Raw genomic sequence first — 17,932 nt, forward strand, 5'->3', positions numbered from 1 at the left:
ATTTAATGTAACTCCTTAAAAGAGATTAATTTGACCGAATTTTTTTTCATAAAAGATTTCCATTCACAGGATTTTAAAAATTCATATTCTTCTTTTCTTTTCAGATAAGAACCAGGCCGGTCCATAGTACCGGGATGTGTCATCATTTCTGCAGTCTGATACTTTTCAAAAGCGCTGGTTAAAGACTTTGAAAATACCTCCATATCTGCTTTTTTATCAGCAGAAAAATCGGAAAGAAGAACCTGCGGACTGATAAATTTTTTTATTTGCCTGTGAGGATATAGGCTCATGGCTTTTAGGATCATTCGCCTTTTATCGGAAAATCTGTTTGTATTAAGTTTTCTTATTTTTTTTATTCCGGCTTCATTTAAAACCTTCAGAATGAAATCTCCTAATACAGGGTATTGATGAATATGTCGATGGCTGTCTGCATGAGAGATCTCAACCCCCATTTTTTTCAGGCGATGAATCTGATTTAAAATTTCAGTTTTAATTTCAGTTTTACTCAGTTTGTTGAGTAGAAATTTCCTATAGATGTTCTGAGCGGAAAGAAATTTTCCATCTTTATCTAAGAGAGACTTCACATGAGAATGCCTGGATACCGGATCACCATCAATGAGGTTTAGGTGAAATCCTACAGAGATATTGCCTAAAGCAATCAGTTCCTTTATGTCCCGGGCAGTAACATGGGTAGCCAAAACAGTAGTGCTGGAAATGGCATTTCTCTTTGCGAGATCCAATATTCCCTCTGTGGCGAAAGTATCCCACCCAAAGTCATCTGCGTTTATGATCAAACGTTTATCCATTCATCAATTGACCAGAGCTTTGATTCTCTAATTTTAAAGGGATAATAATTTTTTCGTCAGTAATAACTTCCCTTACTCTGTAAGGAGGAGCAAATGATTTCTGGAAATAATTGTAAACACCGATTTCGGCTATTATTCCAATTGATAGGAACATGGTACCTATGAGCATGAGAAATACGCTGAAAAGAAATTCTGCCAGGTAATGCTCTTTTATGTTCATGTGAAAAAACAATGATCCGACTGTAAAGCCAGTGGTAAGCGCAATTCCTATCAGAAAATTGATCAGTCCGATGAGGCCGAAAATTCTGAATGGCTTGTTGATGTATGAGATAAAGAATTTTAAAAACAAGAGATCAAGTATTACCAAAAATACCTTGCTGATTTTATAATTGCTTTTTCCTCTTTTTCTTTCTCTGATTTCAATAGGCAGCTCAGTATATCGGGTTCCTTTGCGGGCTACAATGGCGCCGAGAAATCTGTGGCTGTCTCCCAACATGTTACTGCCTTGCAACAGATAACTTCTATAAGCTTTAAAGGTAGCGCCAAAATATCTGAGATTAACGCCAGAGATGCTTTTGATGATTTTATGTCCTGTTTCTGCAAGGAAATTTTTAAAGGCAGACTCTGGTCTTCGGATTTTTGCACCACCGACCATGTCGTAGTTTCCTTTTTGCATTTCCTCTATAAAAACAGGAATATATTGCGGGTCATGTTGCAAATCCCCATCCATTGCTACAATGATTTCCCCGGAAGCCTGTTCAAATCCGGCTCTCAATGCCATGGTCTGGCCATAGTTTCCAGCGAGATTTATTGCTTCTATTTGCTTAAACCCTTTTGCAAGAGCCTGTATTTTACTCCAGGTATTGTCTCTGCTTCCGTCATTTACCAGTAAAATCTGATAGCTGTAATCAGTAGCATTCATTACAGACACAAGCTCGTGTACAAGCTCAAATACATTTTCTTCCTCGTTGAAAAGGGGAACAACAACAGACACTAAATATTTAGCCATAAAAGGTCATTTAATTCAAGGCTATATTAACCCTGAACCTTAAATAGTGTTTAAAGAACTGGTTAATAAATTGTTATATAAACATGTAGTTTGTTAAGTTTTTTAACAGGTAAAAATTGTCAGGGATATCCTCGAAAATTCAAAGCAACCGATAACGGTCTATGTGACAAGGATCTTCAGGCAAATAGTTTTTGATCATTAAAAAATACCATATTGATTGCTAAATTGTGGACTTAAACCGGGATTAAGCATTAAAAATATATGTTTTAAAGTATATCAGATTTTGGAGCATAATAGTAAAGTGATTGATTAAATGGTTAACACGATTTTTAATGGCTAATGATTAGTTTGAGTTAAATAAAAGGAGCTTGTTCAATATTTAAAGGAGAAAAATTATGGCAGTTCAAAGACCATTCAGTTTTAAAAAGTGGATAGATGAAAACAGGCATTTGCTGAAACCTCCTGTGGGAAACCAGCAAGTGTTCAAAGGCAATGATGATTTTATAGTAATGGTAGTCGGCGGACCTAATTCCAGAAAAGATTATCACTTTAACGAAGGAGAGGAGTTTTTCTATCAGCTGGAAGGCGATATCAATCTGAAAATTCTTGAAGATGGCAAACCAGTAGACATTCCAATAAAGGAGGGGGAGATTTTTCTTTTACCAGGAAAAGTACCTCATTGTCCGCAAAGGCCAGCCAATACTATTGGCCTGGTTATGGAGCGCTACAGAAAACCTGGAGAAAAAGATGGTTTTATCTGGGTTTGTGAAAACTGCGGCAATAAGCTTTATGAAGAGTATGAATATATTTCAGACATAGTAAAACAGCTTCCTCCAATCATGGAAAGGTTTTATTCTTCAAAAGAGCTTAGAACCTGCAAGGTTTGTGGAACTGTGATGGAGCCACCGGCTAAACCTAAGGCTTGATTTCAAAAATTAGTTTAGGTATTTAGTTAGCGTAACGTGTCAAAAAAGAAGGATCTCATTCCTAACTCTTCTCCTGAAGCGCACCTTGTCATGTTGAGCTTGTGAAACATCTGAGTTTTCAAAAGGATGAAAATTTACCTATCTGGCAGGTTGTAATTTGAATTTGAAATTATTTTTGGACTATCAGATCCTTCGCAAGCTCAGAATGACAAAATAGTTTAGAATTACGGCGATTCTTTGAAGTGGCACAAAGAACTAATACCTAACACAGAAAAATAAAGTATAAAAATTTTCACCTTCTGCTTAATGGCAATGAGAAATATGAAATTTTCCACGGATAAAAAATTTGCAAAAAGTCTGGATGTAAAAGATCCTCTAAAAGATTTCAAAAAACAGTTTTTAACTCCGGGAAAAGGTAAAAACAGCCAGATTTACTTTTGTGGTAACTCTCTGGGACTTCAGCCTGTGACGGCTAAAAAATATGTTGAAACAGAACTGAATGACTGGGCAGAGCTGGCTGTGGAAGGGCACTTTAAAGGAACCAATCCTTGGGCAGATTATCACAAGCTTTTCAGAAAACCTTTGGCGGCACTTTGCGGAGCATTGCCGGAGGAGGTGGTGGCAATGAACAGTCTTACAGCTAATCTTCACCTTTTGCTTGTGAGTTTTTACTGGCCTCGTGAGAAAAGAGTAAAAATTCTTACGGAAGCAGGAGGCTTTTCATCTGACATATATGCGCTTACTTCTCAAATTGAGATCAGAGGTTTTGATCCGGCAGAATGTCTGGTAGAAGTGGGTCCCCGAGAAGGAGAGTTTGCCATTCGCGATGAAGATATCATTAAGAAAATTGAGGAGTTGGGAGATGAGCTGGCATTGGTAATGATGAGTGGTGTGAACTACTATACCGGTCAGGCATTTGATATGGAAGCAATTGCAGAAGCAGCTCATACTGCAGGTGCCTACGTTGGTTTTGATCTTGCGCATGCTATTGGAAATATTCCTTTAAATCTCCATGAGTGGCAAGTAGATTTTGCAACCTGGTGTTCTTATAAATATCTGAATGCAGGCCCAGGAGCTACGGCTGGGTTGTTTGTGCACAGTGAAAATTTTCATTTGCCAAGATTTGCCGGATGGTGGGGCAATGATGAAAAGGAAAGATTTCTGATGAAGCCGGAATATGAACCGTCCATTGGTGCGGAAGGCTGGCAGTTGAGCAATGCGCCTGTTTTGCCGATGGCAGTATTAAAAGCTTCTTTGGATATTTTTCAGAAAGCAGGATTGAAAAAGATTTTTAAAAAGAGCGAGCAGCTGACAGCATATCTGGAGTTTTTGATAAAAATCAAATGTACTCCAGCTCAAAAGCCAAAGCCTTACAAAATAAGAATCATAACTCCGACAGAGCCTGTTCGACGCGGAGCTCAGCTTTCAATATTCTTTGAGAGAGGCGATGGTAAAAAGCTGGTACAGCAATTTGCCAAAGAAGGTATTATACTTGACTGGAGATCGCCTAATGTTCTCAGGGTTTCACCGGCACCGCTTTACAATTCATATACAGAGGTATATACCTTTGTTGAAAAGTTTGCAGAATTCTGCGAGTATACAAATTAAAAAATGATGGAGGATAAAAAAGTTGTTTTAGCCGGCGGAGGACTAGTGGGAAGTTTACTTGCTTTGTTGTTAGGCAAAGCAGGTTATGAAGTGGATGTTTATGAAAAGCGGCCGGACCCACAAATGACTGCTCCTGAAACTGGAAGATCCATCAATCTTGCATTAAGTCATCGCGGAATCAGAGCTTTACAGGCAGCGGGGGTAGAAAAGGAAATGCTGAATATTGCCATTCCAATGAAAGGCAGATACATTCATCATGAAGACGGCTCCAATTCTTTTCAGCCATATGGTGATGAAGGTCAGGTTATTTATGCAGTCTCCAGAAGTGATCTGAACAAGACGCTTCTGAATAAAGCAAGAGAAGCGCACAATGTAAACCTGTTCTTTAATGAAAGATGTGTTAAGGTAAATATTGAAGAGTTCAGTATTGAATTTGAAAACAAGCAGGATGGAACGGTTAAGAACAAAGAGTTTTCAGTGCTGTTTGGAGCGGACGGAGCTTTTTCACAAGTACGAAGTGCGCTCCTGCCGACGAGTAGATTTAATTATTCTCAGGAGTATCTTGAATATGGATACAAAGAATTAACGATTCCTTCCAACGCAGGAGCGCACAGAATGGAGAAGAATGCATTGCATATCTGGCCGAGAGAGAAGTTCATGCTGATAGCGCTGCCTAATCTTGATGGGACTTTTACGGCAACGCTTTTTTTACCATTTGAAGGAGAGATTTCTTTTACGTCATTAAAGACCGATTCTCAGATTGAGACATTTTTTAATCAGTACTTTGCAGATGCCGCCGGTCTTATACCAGAGCTGAGCAAGCAGTTTGCCGAGCATCCTACTTCAGCGTTAGTGACTGTAAAATGCTATCCATGGGTATATGAAAATCGGATCGCATTGATTGGTGATGCTGCGCATGCTATTGTGCCTTTTTATGGACAAGGCATGAATGCGGGCTTTGAAGACTGCCGGGTGTTGTATGATCTGATTACTAAAAATGGAAGTTTGAAAGCAAGTCTTCAGGAATATCAGGTGCTGAGGAAGCCGGCGGGAGATGCAGTCGGACAATTGGCACTTCAGAACTTTATCGAAATGAGAGATCTTGTTGGCGACAAGAAATTTCTGTTGAGGAAAAAGATTGAAGCTAAGATACATCACAAAATTCCAGGTTATCTTCCGCTTTACAGCATGGTGACCTTCAGCGATCTTCCATATCATGAAGCTTTGGATAAAGGGAAAAAGCAGGACAGGTTGATGGAAGAGATTATGAAGCTTGAAGATGTGGAGGAATTGTCTGAGAAAAAGGAGGTTTGGAAGAAGATAGAGGAGTTGGTGGAGAGGGAGATGGGGAGGTGAGTTTAATAGAGATTAGAGCCAATTAAAAATGGAAAATCAGTGTATTATTTAATAATATTTTACAAAACACCATAAGTATCGATGCATCAAAAGCATAATCATTATGTTCCTAAAGTTTATTTAAAGCGATGGTCTTTCCAACGAAAAGGAAAAAAATTAATATATAGCCTAAATTTAAAAAACAAATTAATTCGGTCTCAACCCACAAATGAAGTATGCAAAAAAAAGAATCTCTATACCATTCCATCTTCATATGGATTAGACGAAAATAAGATATCAGAAAAATTCTTGTATAAAATCTGGGAAGATAGATGGCAAGTCGTATTAGCTAAAACTTTGGACAAAGGACTTATTCCAAGAAATGAGGAACTAGGTGATATAATGGCCTTTATAATTGTTCAGTCTATGCGATCTCTAAAATTTAAAAATGACTCACAGGCTTTAATCAATAAAATTGCTTCTGATGAATTAAAGAATATTGATTTCACTCTTTCTTACGCATACCTTGCAATACAAGGGTATACAGATTTGATTAACAATTGTACGATTGAGCTCTATAAAGCAAACTTAGGAAAAAGGTTTATAACAACAGATAACCCTGCGACTCATTGGATAGTAGAAGGAAAATTGTATACCAATATAAAATCATTAATCCGAAATATGGATGTGCTTGCTAACCCCAATTATAAAATTATTTGCCCTATAACACCATATTGGTTAGGTATATTAACTCCAAATTTAGGTATTCCAGTAACAGTTTCTCAGAGAAATACTTGTAACGTTTTCGAATTATCTTTGGAGGAAATTAATATTTTTAATACTCTACTTGAAAATACCTCTCACGAAATGATATTTGCGAAGAGTTTGAATGACTTTATTAAATAGCCCTGGTTCCCTCCAATTCCCAGGAGGCACCCTATGAGACCTTTCCATGAGAGCTGAACTAATTAATATACCTAAAAGTGTGTTTATTGAATAAAGTGAAATTCTTTTCCTCCTTTGACAGGGATTGATACAAGCCGAGAGGAGAAACAGTTAACCCCTAAATTTTAAATAGTAAAAATGAAACTTAAAGAATTATATCTTGTCATTATAATACTTATAATAACCCTCACAATCTTCTTATTGACATTCGGTATTAAATCTCTAGGTGAAACTCGATTAGATATTCAATTTAATGATAGCCATATTTTTATACCCCCTCTCCTGTTGTATTCAATATTTTATACCTTTATTGTGTACTTGACTTATGCAGGGATATCTATAATAAATGAGGCTACTTTAACCCGATATATATTACTGGGATGTTCCAATTTTGCTCTAATTATTTTCCTTATAGTAATTTCAAGAATTATCTCTCAACTTGAATTATTCGGTAGTGATCGTACAATATATCCTCCTCTGAGTGCGCTTCCTGAAGCAATAGCATCGGAAAATGATAGCGGTTCGTACACATTCATTTTAAATACAATAACAATAATTCAATTCTTTCTTCTGGTCTCTTTATTCTTGATAGGATACCTTTTGGGAAAGTTTAAAAATATAAATAGGTTAGATTAAATCAATGTTATTCTGGAATAGGAAAAAAGAAAATCTAATAATCCAATGTTCGAATTGTGAGTGGCAACCAGATGGTGAAATACATTGGGCCTGTAGCTGTGGACATAGGTGGAATACTTTTAAAACGAAAGGGAAGTGTCCTAGTTGTAAAAAGCAATGGGAGAATACATGGTGTCCCGGTTGTGGGAAGTCTACGCCTCATAAAGATTGGTACAAAACTAAAGAGGAGGTTGAAAAAATTGAAACCACAGGAGACCTTGTATTAAGGAGAAAAAAGAAGTCTCTTGAATCAAGACTCATTGATTATGGGATAAAGAATTACAGAGTAAGTCATTTGGAGTATCTGGATCATTCAAAGGAAAAGTTCCAAACAGCGTATGATGCCGGTTGCAGAATGATAATTCTTTATGCAATTGCATATTTAGTACATAACTTGGATGAGAGGCCCTCTTTTATTGATTGGTTCAAGACTGAAAAGATTTGGGAAAAAGTATCACCAAAAGAAATGGAGTTTTTAATGAATCCATCTCCAGAAGAGAGGATGCTTATGGATTTGTCTTGGTGTATCGAAGGTGCTATAACCTTGGCTTGGTGTTTAAAAAAGGTAGACGTTTTGCCTAGATTGGATGATGAAAATAATGTAGTTGAGGAGTTCCAACAAAATTTGCCAGAACTTGGCGATTCGTTAATTCTGTTCTTGTCTCAATCAGAATTTCGAAATTTTGAAGAAATTTATGAAGAGAATTTATTAAATGAATTAGCAACTACCTATTTCAGGGATTTACTGTTTAACGGAAAAAAGGACACAACTAGAATAAATAGATCGGTAAGTTATGAAAGGCACAAAGTTTTAAATTGGCTGAGAACGTATTATGAAGAAGGGGGTGAAGTTACTGGAGAACTTTGGGACGAAACTGATACTTCGACATAAAATATTAGAGTGATCTGCTTACTTGACACATCGGTACTAAAAACAAAATGAATTATTCAATACAACACCTATTAAACAGAATCAATAACGGCGAGAGGCTGAAGTATATTTATTTCTGGGGACATCAGCCGAGTAAGGACGGGACAATCACCAACTCATGTTTCAGTCAATGGTGGATTGCGGATTTTAAAGTTGATGGAATTACATATAAGACTGCCGAACACTGGATGATGGCAAAGAAGGCAGAATTATTTGGAGATAAAGAAATATACGAAAAGATCATAAATTCTAAATCGCCAGGAGAGGCAAAGGACCTGGGACGCAGGATATCAGGATTTAATAAGGAGAAGTGGGAAGCATCACGATTTGAAATTGTAGTCGAAGGGAATTACCACAAGTTTACCCAATATCCGGATTTGAGAGAATTTCTCTTGAATACACAAGATAGAATACTAGTCGAAGCTAGTCCTATTGACAACATCTGGGGTGTAGGATTAGCAAAGGATAATGCACGGATAGAGAATCCGGAAGATTGGAATGGCTTGAATCTATTAGGATTTGCTCTGATGGAAGTGAGAGATAGGGTTTAGTAAGAAATAAGGTGGCCGTTGCCATTGCTTTGTTGAGGTGAATCGAATTTTAAGTATGATATTTTTTCCATATCACTTTTTAGTTTTGCGAACATTATTTAGCGAGTAATAGAATTGGAAGTTGAAAACGATCTAAAGAACTATGTTTAATCAGGAATAGTAAGGGAAATAGACCTCGAAGAGGTCAAATGTTTATAGTGGACAAAAACTATCCATCCGACCCCTTTGGGGTCGCACCACTCCCTGACACTAAACTATAAATATTAAATCCCTTCAGGATTAAAAACAAATATGGCAGGAACATATTCTCAGATATACATTCAGGTGGTCTGTGCAGTTAAAGGCAGAGAAAGCTTAATACAGCCCTTTTTGGGAGGTGGAATTGTATAAATATAGCACAGGTATAGTTAGAAATAAAGATCAAAAGTTGATAGCCATTAATGGTATGCCGGACCATATTCATTTTTTAATCGGAATCAGACTGTAGGCTCCCCTTAAATTTGGGCCATTCAAAAATAGAGTTTTTAATCCAAAACTTCGCATAAAAGATCTGCAGGTGTTTTATACCCTAATGATTTATGAGGCTTTTGAGTATTGTAATCAATCCTCCATTCTTCAGCCATTGTTCTCACTTCAGTGATAGTCTTAAAAACATAAGCGTTTAAAAGATCTCTTCTTATTGTTCCGTTACATCTTTCGATAAAGGCATTCTGAGTTGGCTTTCCTGGTTGTATAAATGCCAATACTATTTTATTCTCTTTACACTATGCATCCAACTTTGAAGAAATAAACTCAGGTCCATTGTCCACTCTTATCATTTCTGGAAGACCTCTGCTTTCTTTTAATTGTTCAAGAACTCTAAGTAATCTTAATGTTGGTAGAGATGTGTCAACTTCGACCGATAACATTTCTCTATTGTAATCATCCATTATGTTTAACAGTCTGAAGCGTTGACCATTCCATAAACTATCTGACATAAAATCTATTGACCATACCTGGTTAATTTTACTCGGTTGGAATAATTCCTGCTTTGCTCTTGCAGGTAATCTTTTCTTGGGACGTCTTCTGATATTTAGCCCCATTTTGGTGTAAACTCTATACACACGTTTATGATTCCAAGTATGCTTCATTCTTCTTATCCGATAAAAGCTATTCCAAAAGCCTATAGTACGAATCTGCTCAGTAAGTGAAGTCAAGACCTCTATTATGGGTTCATCGTTCTTTACAACTGCTTTATATTCAAATGTGCTTCTGGATAATCCAAACTCCTTACAGGCCCGACGAATACTTACTGAATGCTCAGTAATCATATGGGTTATAAGTATTTTCTTTTCGTCAGGCTTTAAAGCTTTTTTTCAACAGCATCTTTGTAGGCATGATGGACAAGACTTAGTTCTGCATACATTTTCTTTAGCTTTGCATTTTCCTCCTCAAGATCCTTCATCTTTTTAATATCACTGGCTTCCATTCCTCCATACTTCGCCTTCCAATTATAAAAAGTAGCATCACTAATACCATGTTCTCTGGATATTTCGGATACTTTCATTCCGGCTTCCTGTTTTTTGAGGATAGCAATAATCTGGGTTTCTGTAAATTTGGTCTTTTTCATAGGGCTTATTTAAATTTAATAATTTTTAAGTTCTAACGCACTCATTTCGGACAAAGCCTCAATGAGTTTGTTGAAACTCTATTTTTAAATGGCCCTATTTTGGGGAAGCTTACAAGACCAAGCTGTTGTCTTTCAGATTTGGTTAGAGAAATTAAGAAATCATCCAATGATTTTATTAAGGAGAAGAAATTTTCAAAATTTAAATTTCAATGGCAGGAAGGTTATGGCGCATTTTCATATAGCCATTCTGCATTGGATAGTGTAATTGCATATATTAACAATCAAAAAGAACATCATAAAAGGCAATCATTTAAAGATGAATACAAAGGTTTTTTGACCAAATTTCAGATTGAACATAAGGACGAATATTTATTTGAATGGATTGAATAAGACTCAACTTCCTTTCTTGTCTCATTGAATGGAGCCTTTTTAAAGGAGGTGCACAAAAGACAGACAAAATTGTTTGAGAATTCCTTGTTTGACGAGGGAAGCTGGGTTTTTATTTCAGCCAATCGTTTAATATTAATGCTTTCTTCTGGGTCAAAAACTGGAGAGCCGCAGCAAAAAACAAACCTATGACCACAGAATCATTCAATAACGAATTAGAATTTGACGCAAGTCGAGTCAAGACAAAAGTTGTGATAGAAACTTCTTTTTCAAAAGAGATACGAATCCTTTTAAGCAAAGGGCAAATTATGAAAGAGCACAAAACTCCTTTCCCAATTTTAATCCACATTTTAGAGGGGGAAATTATGTTAGGTGTTAAAGGTACAGCTCATATAATGAGGAGTGGCGATATTATAGCATTGGACGGCGATGTTCCTCACGATTTAACTGCTAAAGAGAATACAATTGTACGACTTTCTCTTTCAAAGCACGATAGGGTCGAACGGCTTAAAGATGTCTTGCATAATTAAAATATAAGTCTGTTGCAGGGACAACCAGAATACAACAAAATGAAGGAAACTATAAAACTATATTTCAGTAATTTTCTTCCACTCGAAAACAGTGACTTAGAGATGTTCGCCGGGAAATTTACGTCCAAACACTTTAAGAAAGGCGAGTATTTTATAAAAGAAGGGAATTTGTCCTCTGAAATCGGATTTATATTAAAAGGATGCTTAGTCTGCGTATATAACAAAGAGGGGGTCGAGTTTATAGATGAGTTTTGTATGGAGAATGAGTTTATATCCGACTACCCAAGCTTGTTAGACAATAAGCCAGCTGAAAAAGATGTAAAGTGTCTTGAAGATACGGAATTGCTGGTTGTTAAAGCAAGCGACTTGAATGACCTGTATAATCAAAAGCACTCGTTTGAAAGGGTTGGAAGAATCATTGCCGAGTCATTATTTAAAAATTGGCACCAGAAAGCAGTTTCGTTAATGCTGGATGATGCTGAAACAAGATACAAGAAGCTAATTAAAAACAGACCAACATTGCCTCAGAGAGTACCTCAATACTTAATCGCCTCATATCTAAACGTTACGCCTGAATCACTAAGCAGAATCAGGAAAAAAATCAGCCAATAATCTTTCTTACCATAGGTCAATGAAAGTCGGATTCTGTCGGGATTACTTTTGCTTCATAAATTTTTTACAAGCATTTAAAACACAAAATTATGAAGACAGTAATTTTACTTTTAAGTATCTGTTTAACAAGTGTACTAGCTTTTGCACAAGAAAAGGCATCTGACAAAAATGTAGTTTTTATACACGGAGCCTGGTCAACAGGAGAGGTTTGGAATAACTACAAGCATTACTTTACGGAACAGGGATACAATACAATCAGTCCCACATTTCATTACCATAGTGTAGAACCGAACGACTCATTGATAGGTGTGAGCATGGAAGATTATGTAAATCAAATCCGAAAAGTATTACTAACCTTTGAAAATCCACCGACTATTGTTGCTCATTCGATGGGTTGTATAATTGCTCAAAGGTTGGCAGTGGAAGGATTGATTGGAAAAATGATTCTTATTGCACCACCTACCAATTATGGAATGATGCCACCCTCGAAAAGTATTAAGTCAGTTAAATGGGTTAATAAGGTGAAACATTTAAAAGATAATGTAGCAAAACCCACATTTGAGCAGGCTGTCATTGGAATGTTGCATAATTTATCGGAAGAAAAGCAGAAAGAAGTTTATTATAAAATGACCTCTGAGTCAGGATTGGTAATGAAAGAGATGATCTGGATAAAAAACCTATTTGGAAAACAACCAAACAAAATAGAATATTCAAAAATCTGCAATCCTGTATTATTTGTTTCCGGAGGTATTGATAATGCTTCACCCGTCAGGATTTCTGAGAAATTATTTAAAAAATATAAATCACCAACAGAATTGAAGGTGTTTGAAAATAATGCTCATTGGATGATGGAAGAAGATAATTGGAAGGAGATTGCAAAATATATTAAAAGCTGGATTGGAGAGTAATTCTTAATCTAGAGTTGTCGATGAGACATAAATGGAATATTAAAATAGAAGCATATAGATACTTTATTGTTTATAAAAACTAGCCACGAGACTGTGAAAATGAAAGTAAGGAGAATATTACTGGGTATAATATTATTGATTTGCATTTGGTCCAATAAGGAGGATTCCTAATAAATTTAGCTCGTTGCTATTACATGAATAACTGTTAATGAAAGAAACCATGAAATCATCCGTCAAATTACTCTTTATTTTATTTTTCATTTTTATACTCTCAGATCCATTGAGAGCCTCTGATGAACAAAACACAGACTCATTAAAGATATCTCGTATCGTTTCTGATTTTTATACATGGTATTTAAATGCAATCAACAATGAGAAGCACAATGAATACATGCCAAGGTTTATTGCGAACGAATCAGGAATGACCACCATTGATTATTCTAATTATATTAAGAATCTTAAGAAATATTATATCTCGGATTCATTAATAATTAAAGAGATAAAAAGTTATCAAGCGTGTAAAGAAAATTTAAAGTTTGTAAAGTATTCTGATTTCGAAATAAAATTTAATGACTTAGATGAATTCGAACGTGCTCAATGTGACTTCGGGAATTATTACAGGTGGATAGGTGGACAGGAGCCAATTGGAGGGATAAGAATTAAAGAAATTCAATATATAAATACGGAGAAGGCCCTTGTCACAGTTGACTACTATGATATAAATGATAAGGATAGTAACAAGTTTTTTTATGGAGAAAACAAGGTCGGATTAATAAAAATAAAAAATCAATGGTATATAGATAGTGTTGATTCTTGGAATTTAATATTCAGATAGTTTATTGGATAAAACACCAGAGTCTAACAATTGCAGGATGATGTGGAAATTTCTAAGTGTGCTGCTTTAAACACTGAGCTTTTTGTTTATATTTATTTAAAGGGGCTGATTTAATTTAGCGGGGAGACATGCATTGAATCAATGACCTATAAATCTGCACCTTAAATTAGCCAATTATAATCGCTCATTGAGGTAAATGCTTTATATCTTCAGCTAGTCAAACATATATTTAAAAATTCCAAGTATAAATTTTGAATGAAAGTATTATCCTCTTTTATTATTTTTATTTCCTTTTTTAATCCTTCATATTCCCAAGATTCTATCAAGATTAAGAATAAAATAATTCTTAATGTACAGAGATGGCCTGATTCAAGGTACTCGATTTCGTCGATGAAAGCGGATAGTTCTAATGGAATTTTTGTAAAGATTTTGGCTTTAGAGGAAGATTCAAGGTTAGGTAAAATTAAATATACATTACGAGAAGCAGGAAACCATGCAAGCATTAAAGAAGATCCTAATTCAAAGAATGCTTTCTTCGTAACTCCAGTTTCTAAGAAACTTAAACCCAAGGATAAAGAGTCTATTAGATTAGATATTTGGATTAAGTTTAGTGATAATGTTGATGATTTGTACATACCTGTTGCTTTAAATAATGAAGAAAGGTTATATGATTCAATGGGATTAGTAATTTTGGATAACGCCAAGTGGAAAAAGCTAAAGGATGTATATACTTTCCGGAAAAATAAAATCCTAATATCTGATGTTTGGCTTAAAGTAATATTCTAAAAATTAGGAAGCTTTAGTTTGTCTCCATGTGTCATAAAGATGCAAATAATGGAGCTATTTGACTTTCAGATACAACAGAGCAATAATATGAATCAAAGTTAATAGACCATAATCCTTAGTTTCCAACCTTCGTAAAACTGCTAAACGGTATAAACAAAATAAAATTTACACTAATAATGGAAAATCAAACGACTATTTTAAATCAGGAGGGGACCATAATTGACAACGATATTGAAGAACAAAAAATAATTAGTCTTTGGAGGTTCATATTTTTGTCTGTTATAAGCTTGGGAGCTTATGAGATTTGGTGGATGTATAAAGCCTGGCGGTTTTATCAGCAAAAGGATAAATCCGATATAAATCCTGTAGCAAGGGCTATTTTTAGTATTTTTTTTATTAATTCTTTATTGGGAAAAATACTTTCCTTCGCCAAAGAAAAGGGCTACAGTGAAAATTATTCTTCAGCAGGCCTTGCAACTGGCTTTATTGTAATCAATTTACTTTCAAGTTTACCAGATCCATTCTGGGTTATTTCGATTTTAAGCTTTCTATTCTTAATACCAGCTTTTACCGCATTTAATTTTGCAAAACTAAATTCTAATGACTTTCAAGTTAAGGAGCAAGATTCGTTTAATGGAAGACAAATTGCTTTAATAGTAATTGGAGCGATTCTTTGGTTTATAATTATCATTGGACTTATAGAAGGGGAATAATATAACATAAAGCAATACTTGCATAATGATATCGATTGCTTTAAGTACCGGATTTTTCCTTGTCAAGAAACAATAACCTACTGAATATCTACATTTTAATTGCGAAAAAATGGAGTTAAATGGGTAAACAACTAGCCTTTGGAGAACTTGCCTCAAAAAAATCATAAGTTATGTAACATTATTATATATTTGTTGGTGGAGACCCCTGATTGTAGAGGTCAGAAGCTCTACCCTGATTGGAATTTTTGAGAGTTTTTGTTAGTGAAAAATTCGGTTCATTATGAATATAGTGTTAGTTGGTGCTGGTCAGATAGGAAGCAGGCATTTGCAGGGATTGGCATTGCTTAAAGAAGACAATATAAGGATACAAGTACTTGATCCTTCAGAAGACTCCTTGCGGATAGCTAGAGATCGTTTCTACGAAATAGCCAAGGATAAGAATAACATCTCAATTGAATTTATAAGTAATTTCAATGAGGTTGTGAATGATGTTAATGTTGCGATTGTTGCCACCAGTTCAAAAGTGAGAAGAACGGCAATAGAAGAGCTGGTCCAGGGTAGAAGCATTAAATATCTGCTTTTGGAAAAATTCTTGTTTTCGGATATCAGAGATTATGAGGTGATTCAAAATCTTATAAATGAGAAGCAGATTAAAGCATTTGTAAACTGTCCGAGAAGATTATATCCGGATTATATTGAAATTAAAGATCTATTGAAGGATCAGAAGAATTTTATTTTTAATGCCGTAGGATCTAATTGGGGCTTGGGTTGTAATGGGATACATTTGCTAGACCTATTTTGCTTTTTTACTGAGACAAAGGAATTAAGATTAAATAATGATTGGCTTGACGAAGAAGTAATACCAAGTAAAAGGGCTGGCTATGTTGAATTTTCCGGTACAATTACAGGAACAAACAATGGAAGCAAGTTTCTAATTACTTCTTATCCATCAGGAAATAGCCCTTTGGTTATTTCAATGTTTAATGAGAATTTCAGAATACTTATTGAAGAAGGTTCCGGAACTTATTTTTACTCTTCTGTTTCTAATGGTTGGGCATGGGAGCAAAAGAAATTTACTATAAAGTTTCAAAGTCAATTGACAAATCTTGTGGTTGAAGAGTTGGTTGCGACAGGGACTTGCGGACTTACTGCATACGAGGAGTCAGCGTATTTGCACCATTCTTTTTTGAAAAATATTTTATCATTTATAGAAAGAACACAAGGTAAAAAAACGACAGAATGTCTAATTACATAAATAAAGATATATTATTGGTTGGTGCCGGACCTATGGCGGTGGAATATGCAAAGGTATTGATGCATTTGGATTGTTCTTTTGAAGTCATTGGTCGGGGAGCTGAATCTTCAATGAAGTTTGAAGAGTCGACAAAGAAGAAAGTACATGTTGGTGGTCTTGAAAAATTTGTAAACAACAATAAACAAGGCTTTGAATTCGCCATTGTTTCTGTTGGGGTTGAGAAACTGGCAGATATCACCATTGCGTTGTTGGAAATGGGTATAAAGAACATATTAGTTGAAAAGCCTGCCGGATTAAATTTTGAAGAAATACAGAAGGTTGCTGTTAAAGCAAAGGAGAAGACAGCGAAGGTTTTAGTTGCCTACAATAGAAGGTTTTATTCTTCTGTTGAAAAGGCAATTGAAATTATAAAGGAAGACGGAGGCGTTGCATCTTTTAATTTTGAATTTACAGAGTGGAGTAATAAAATCAAGAATATAGAGAAGGCTCCGGGAGTAAAAGAAAACTGGCTATTAGCGAATTCTACACACGTAATAGACCTGGCTTTTTTTCTTGGTGGCAAGCCTAAAGAGATGTCAACATATTCAGGCGGAAGTTTGGAGTGGCACGACAAGGCAATATTTTCAGGTGCAGGGATAAGTGAAATGGGAGCCTTATTTTCTTATCAGGCTAATTGGACGGCGCCTGGCAGATGGGTTGTAGAGGTATTGACTAAAAAGCATCGTCTTTATTTTAAACCCATGGAAAGTTTACAGATTCAGGAAATAGATTCTGTTCAGGTAAATCCAGTATCTATTGATGATGAAATTGATAAAAAATTTAAACCCGGAATTTATAAGCAAGTAGAAAACTTCTTGTCTGGCCAATTGGATAGATTTTGTACAATTGAAGAGCAGGTAGAGAATGTTAAGTTGTATGAAAAGATTGCCGGGAGATAGTAATTAGTTAATAAAATGGTTAAGAAAATATCTATAGATATCGATGGAATTTTTAATGATTATCCCCATTGTTGGGTAAGATTCATTAATCTGGCCATTGGAGCAAATTTCCAGGCAAAAGAGGACGCAAGGAATTCTTTGGGCGAACAGGAATATGAACGACTTAAAAGTTTGTATAGGACCTCAGAGTACAAAGCAAATCTTGAAGTTTCAGATGAAGCCAGATCTTTCTGCGATCATTTAACCAACAAAGGTTATGAGATAATTATAGCTACATCAAGACCTTTGAAAAGTCCGAAATATCCGGGATTATATGATTTGACATATAATTGGTTAAAGAAAAATGACGTTCCCTTTTCATCATTAATTTACAAGGAAAGAACAGACGCGTTTTTGAAAGAAGTTGAAGGTGTATCGTATCATATTGAGGACGAGATAGAATATGCCGACTTTTTTGCGCGTAATGGAATTACTACTTTTTTGTATGAAAAAAGCAGAAAAGTAGGTAAAGCGGAGTTGGAAAACATTATTGTTTTTGAGTCATTCAAAGAGTTAGAATCTTATATTGATTGA

19 protein-coding genes and 1 pseudogene are annotated in these 17,932 nt (G+C 35.4%); 17 read left to right on the top strand and 3 right to left on the bottom strand.

The features are described from left to right. Nucleotides 1–2 precede the first annotated feature (2 nt). Nucleotides 3–806: a ChbG/HpnK family deacetylase gene (locus J7604_RS00355; protein ID WP_293889732.1), complete on the bottom strand. Its 804-nt coding sequence runs from the start codon at nucleotides 804–806 to the stop codon at nucleotides 3–5. Then, on the bottom strand, nucleotides 799–1,815 hold the full coding sequence (locus tag J7604_RS00360; RefSeq protein ID WP_293889734.1) for a glycosyltransferase family 2 protein: 1,017 nt from the start codon (nucleotides 1,813–1,815) through the stop codon (nucleotides 799–801). The genes J7604_RS00355 and J7604_RS00360 overlap by 8 nt, the downstream gene beginning before the upstream one ends. Before the next feature lie 395 nt (nucleotides 1,816–2,210). Between J7604_RS00360 and J7604_RS00365 the strand changes: the two genes are divergently transcribed. The 7 genes from J7604_RS00365 (at nucleotide 2,211) to J7604_RS27005 (ending at nucleotide 9,273) form a co-directional block, all read left to right on the top strand. Continuing rightward, complete coding sequence (locus tag J7604_RS00365; RefSeq protein ID WP_293889736.1) at nucleotides 2,211–2,741, top strand: 3-hydroxyanthranilate 3,4-dioxygenase; 531 nt, start codon at nucleotides 2,211–2,213, stop codon at nucleotides 2,739–2,741. A gap of 321 nt (nucleotides 2,742–3,062) precedes the next feature. Then, nucleotides 3,063–4,349 carry a kynureninase gene (gene kynU / locus J7604_RS00370; RefSeq protein WP_293889738.1) on the top strand — a complete coding sequence of 429 codons (1,287 nt, stop codon included), beginning with the start codon at nucleotides 3,063–3,065 and terminating at the stop codon, nucleotides 4,347–4,349. A gap of 3 nt (nucleotides 4,350–4,352) precedes the next feature. After that, complete coding sequence (locus J7604_RS00375) at nucleotides 4,353–5,705, top strand: NAD(P)/FAD-dependent oxidoreductase (RefSeq protein WP_293889740.1); 1,353 nt, start codon at nucleotides 4,353–4,355, stop codon at nucleotides 5,703–5,705. Between the two features lie 81 nt (nucleotides 5,706–5,786). Beyond that, nucleotides 5,787–6,590 carry a DUF4238 domain-containing protein gene (locus J7604_RS00380; RefSeq protein ID WP_293889742.1) on the top strand — a complete coding sequence of 268 codons (804 nt, stop codon included), beginning with the start codon at nucleotides 5,787–5,789 and terminating at the stop codon, nucleotides 6,588–6,590. A 679-nt stretch (nucleotides 6,591–7,269) separates the two neighbouring features. After that, complete coding sequence (locus J7604_RS00385; RefSeq protein ID WP_293889744.1) at nucleotides 7,270–8,196, top strand: DUF4272 domain-containing protein; 927 nt, start codon at nucleotides 7,270–7,272, stop codon at nucleotides 8,194–8,196. A gap of 47 nt (nucleotides 8,197–8,243) precedes the next feature. Then, complete coding sequence (locus tag J7604_RS00390; RefSeq protein ID WP_293889746.1) at nucleotides 8,244–8,786, top strand: NADAR family protein; 543 nt, start codon at nucleotides 8,244–8,246, stop codon at nucleotides 8,784–8,786. Nucleotides 8,787–9,162: 376 nt separating this feature from the next. Next, nucleotides 9,163–9,273, top strand: coding sequence for a transposase (locus J7604_RS27005; RefSeq protein ID WP_367113535.1), 111 nt, complete (start codon nucleotides 9,163–9,165; stop codon nucleotides 9,271–9,273). A 37-nt stretch (nucleotides 9,274–9,310) separates the two neighbouring features. Here the strand turns inward: J7604_RS27005 and J7604_RS00400 are convergent. After that, a pseudogene (locus J7604_RS00400) lies at nucleotides 9,311–10,395 on the bottom strand (IS3 family transposase). 99 nt (nucleotides 10,396–10,494) lie between these two features. Between J7604_RS00400 and J7604_RS00405 the strand changes: the two are divergent. From J7604_RS00405 to J7604_RS00450, 10 genes are all read left to right on the top strand, one after another. Next, nucleotides 10,495–10,785 carry a transposase gene (locus J7604_RS00405; protein WP_293889748.1) on the top strand — a complete coding sequence of 97 codons (291 nt, stop codon included), beginning with the start codon at nucleotides 10,495–10,497 and terminating at the stop codon, nucleotides 10,783–10,785. A 185-nt stretch (nucleotides 10,786–10,970) separates the two neighbouring features. Next, complete coding sequence (locus tag J7604_RS00410) at nucleotides 10,971–11,312, top strand: cupin domain-containing protein (RefSeq protein WP_293889750.1); 342 nt, start codon at nucleotides 10,971–10,973, stop codon at nucleotides 11,310–11,312. Nucleotides 11,313–11,351: 39 nt separating this feature from the next. Next, on the top strand, nucleotides 11,352–11,924 hold the full coding sequence (locus J7604_RS00415; RefSeq protein ID WP_293889752.1) for a Crp/Fnr family transcriptional regulator: 573 nt from the start codon (nucleotides 11,352–11,354) through the stop codon (nucleotides 11,922–11,924). Nucleotides 11,925–12,013: 89 nt separating this feature from the next. Then, nucleotides 12,014–12,832: an alpha/beta hydrolase gene (locus tag J7604_RS00420; protein WP_293889754.1), complete on the top strand. Its 819-nt coding sequence runs from the start codon at nucleotides 12,014–12,016 to the stop codon at nucleotides 12,830–12,832. A 220-nt stretch (nucleotides 12,833–13,052) separates the two neighbouring features. Beyond that, nucleotides 13,053–13,667, top strand: coding sequence for a hypothetical protein (locus J7604_RS00425; RefSeq protein ID WP_293889756.1), 615 nt, complete (start codon nucleotides 13,053–13,055; stop codon nucleotides 13,665–13,667). Between the two features lie 390 nt (nucleotides 13,668–14,057). After that, entirely contained in the window at nucleotides 14,058–14,453 is a 396-nt protein-coding gene (locus J7604_RS00430; RefSeq protein ID WP_293889758.1) for a hypothetical protein, read from the top strand. A gap of 176 nt (nucleotides 14,454–14,629) precedes the next feature. Next, on the top strand, nucleotides 14,630–15,166 hold the full coding sequence (locus J7604_RS00435; protein ID WP_293889760.1) for a hypothetical protein: 537 nt from the start codon (nucleotides 14,630–14,632) through the stop codon (nucleotides 15,164–15,166). 280 nt (nucleotides 15,167–15,446) lie between these two features. Further along, the gene (locus tag J7604_RS00440) at nucleotides 15,447–16,421 is read left to right on the top strand and encodes a Gfo/Idh/MocA family oxidoreductase (protein ID WP_293889762.1); all 975 of its coding nucleotides are present in this window, start codon (nucleotides 15,447–15,449) and stop codon (nucleotides 16,419–16,421) included. After that, entirely contained in the window at nucleotides 16,406–17,359 is a 954-nt protein-coding gene (locus tag J7604_RS00445) for a Gfo/Idh/MocA family oxidoreductase (RefSeq protein WP_293889763.1), read from the top strand. The genes J7604_RS00440 and J7604_RS00445 overlap by 16 nt, the downstream gene beginning before the upstream one ends. Nucleotides 17,360–17,374: 15 nt before the next feature. Continuing rightward, nucleotides 17,375–17,932 carry a hypothetical protein gene (locus J7604_RS00450; RefSeq protein WP_293889765.1) on the top strand — a complete coding sequence of 186 codons (558 nt, stop codon included), beginning with the start codon at nucleotides 17,375–17,377 and terminating at the stop codon, nucleotides 17,930–17,932.

It is taken from the genome of Sporocytophaga sp., assembly GCF_017745095.1.
Lineage (GTDB): Bacteria > Bacteroidota > Bacteroidia > Cytophagales > Cytophagaceae > Sporocytophaga.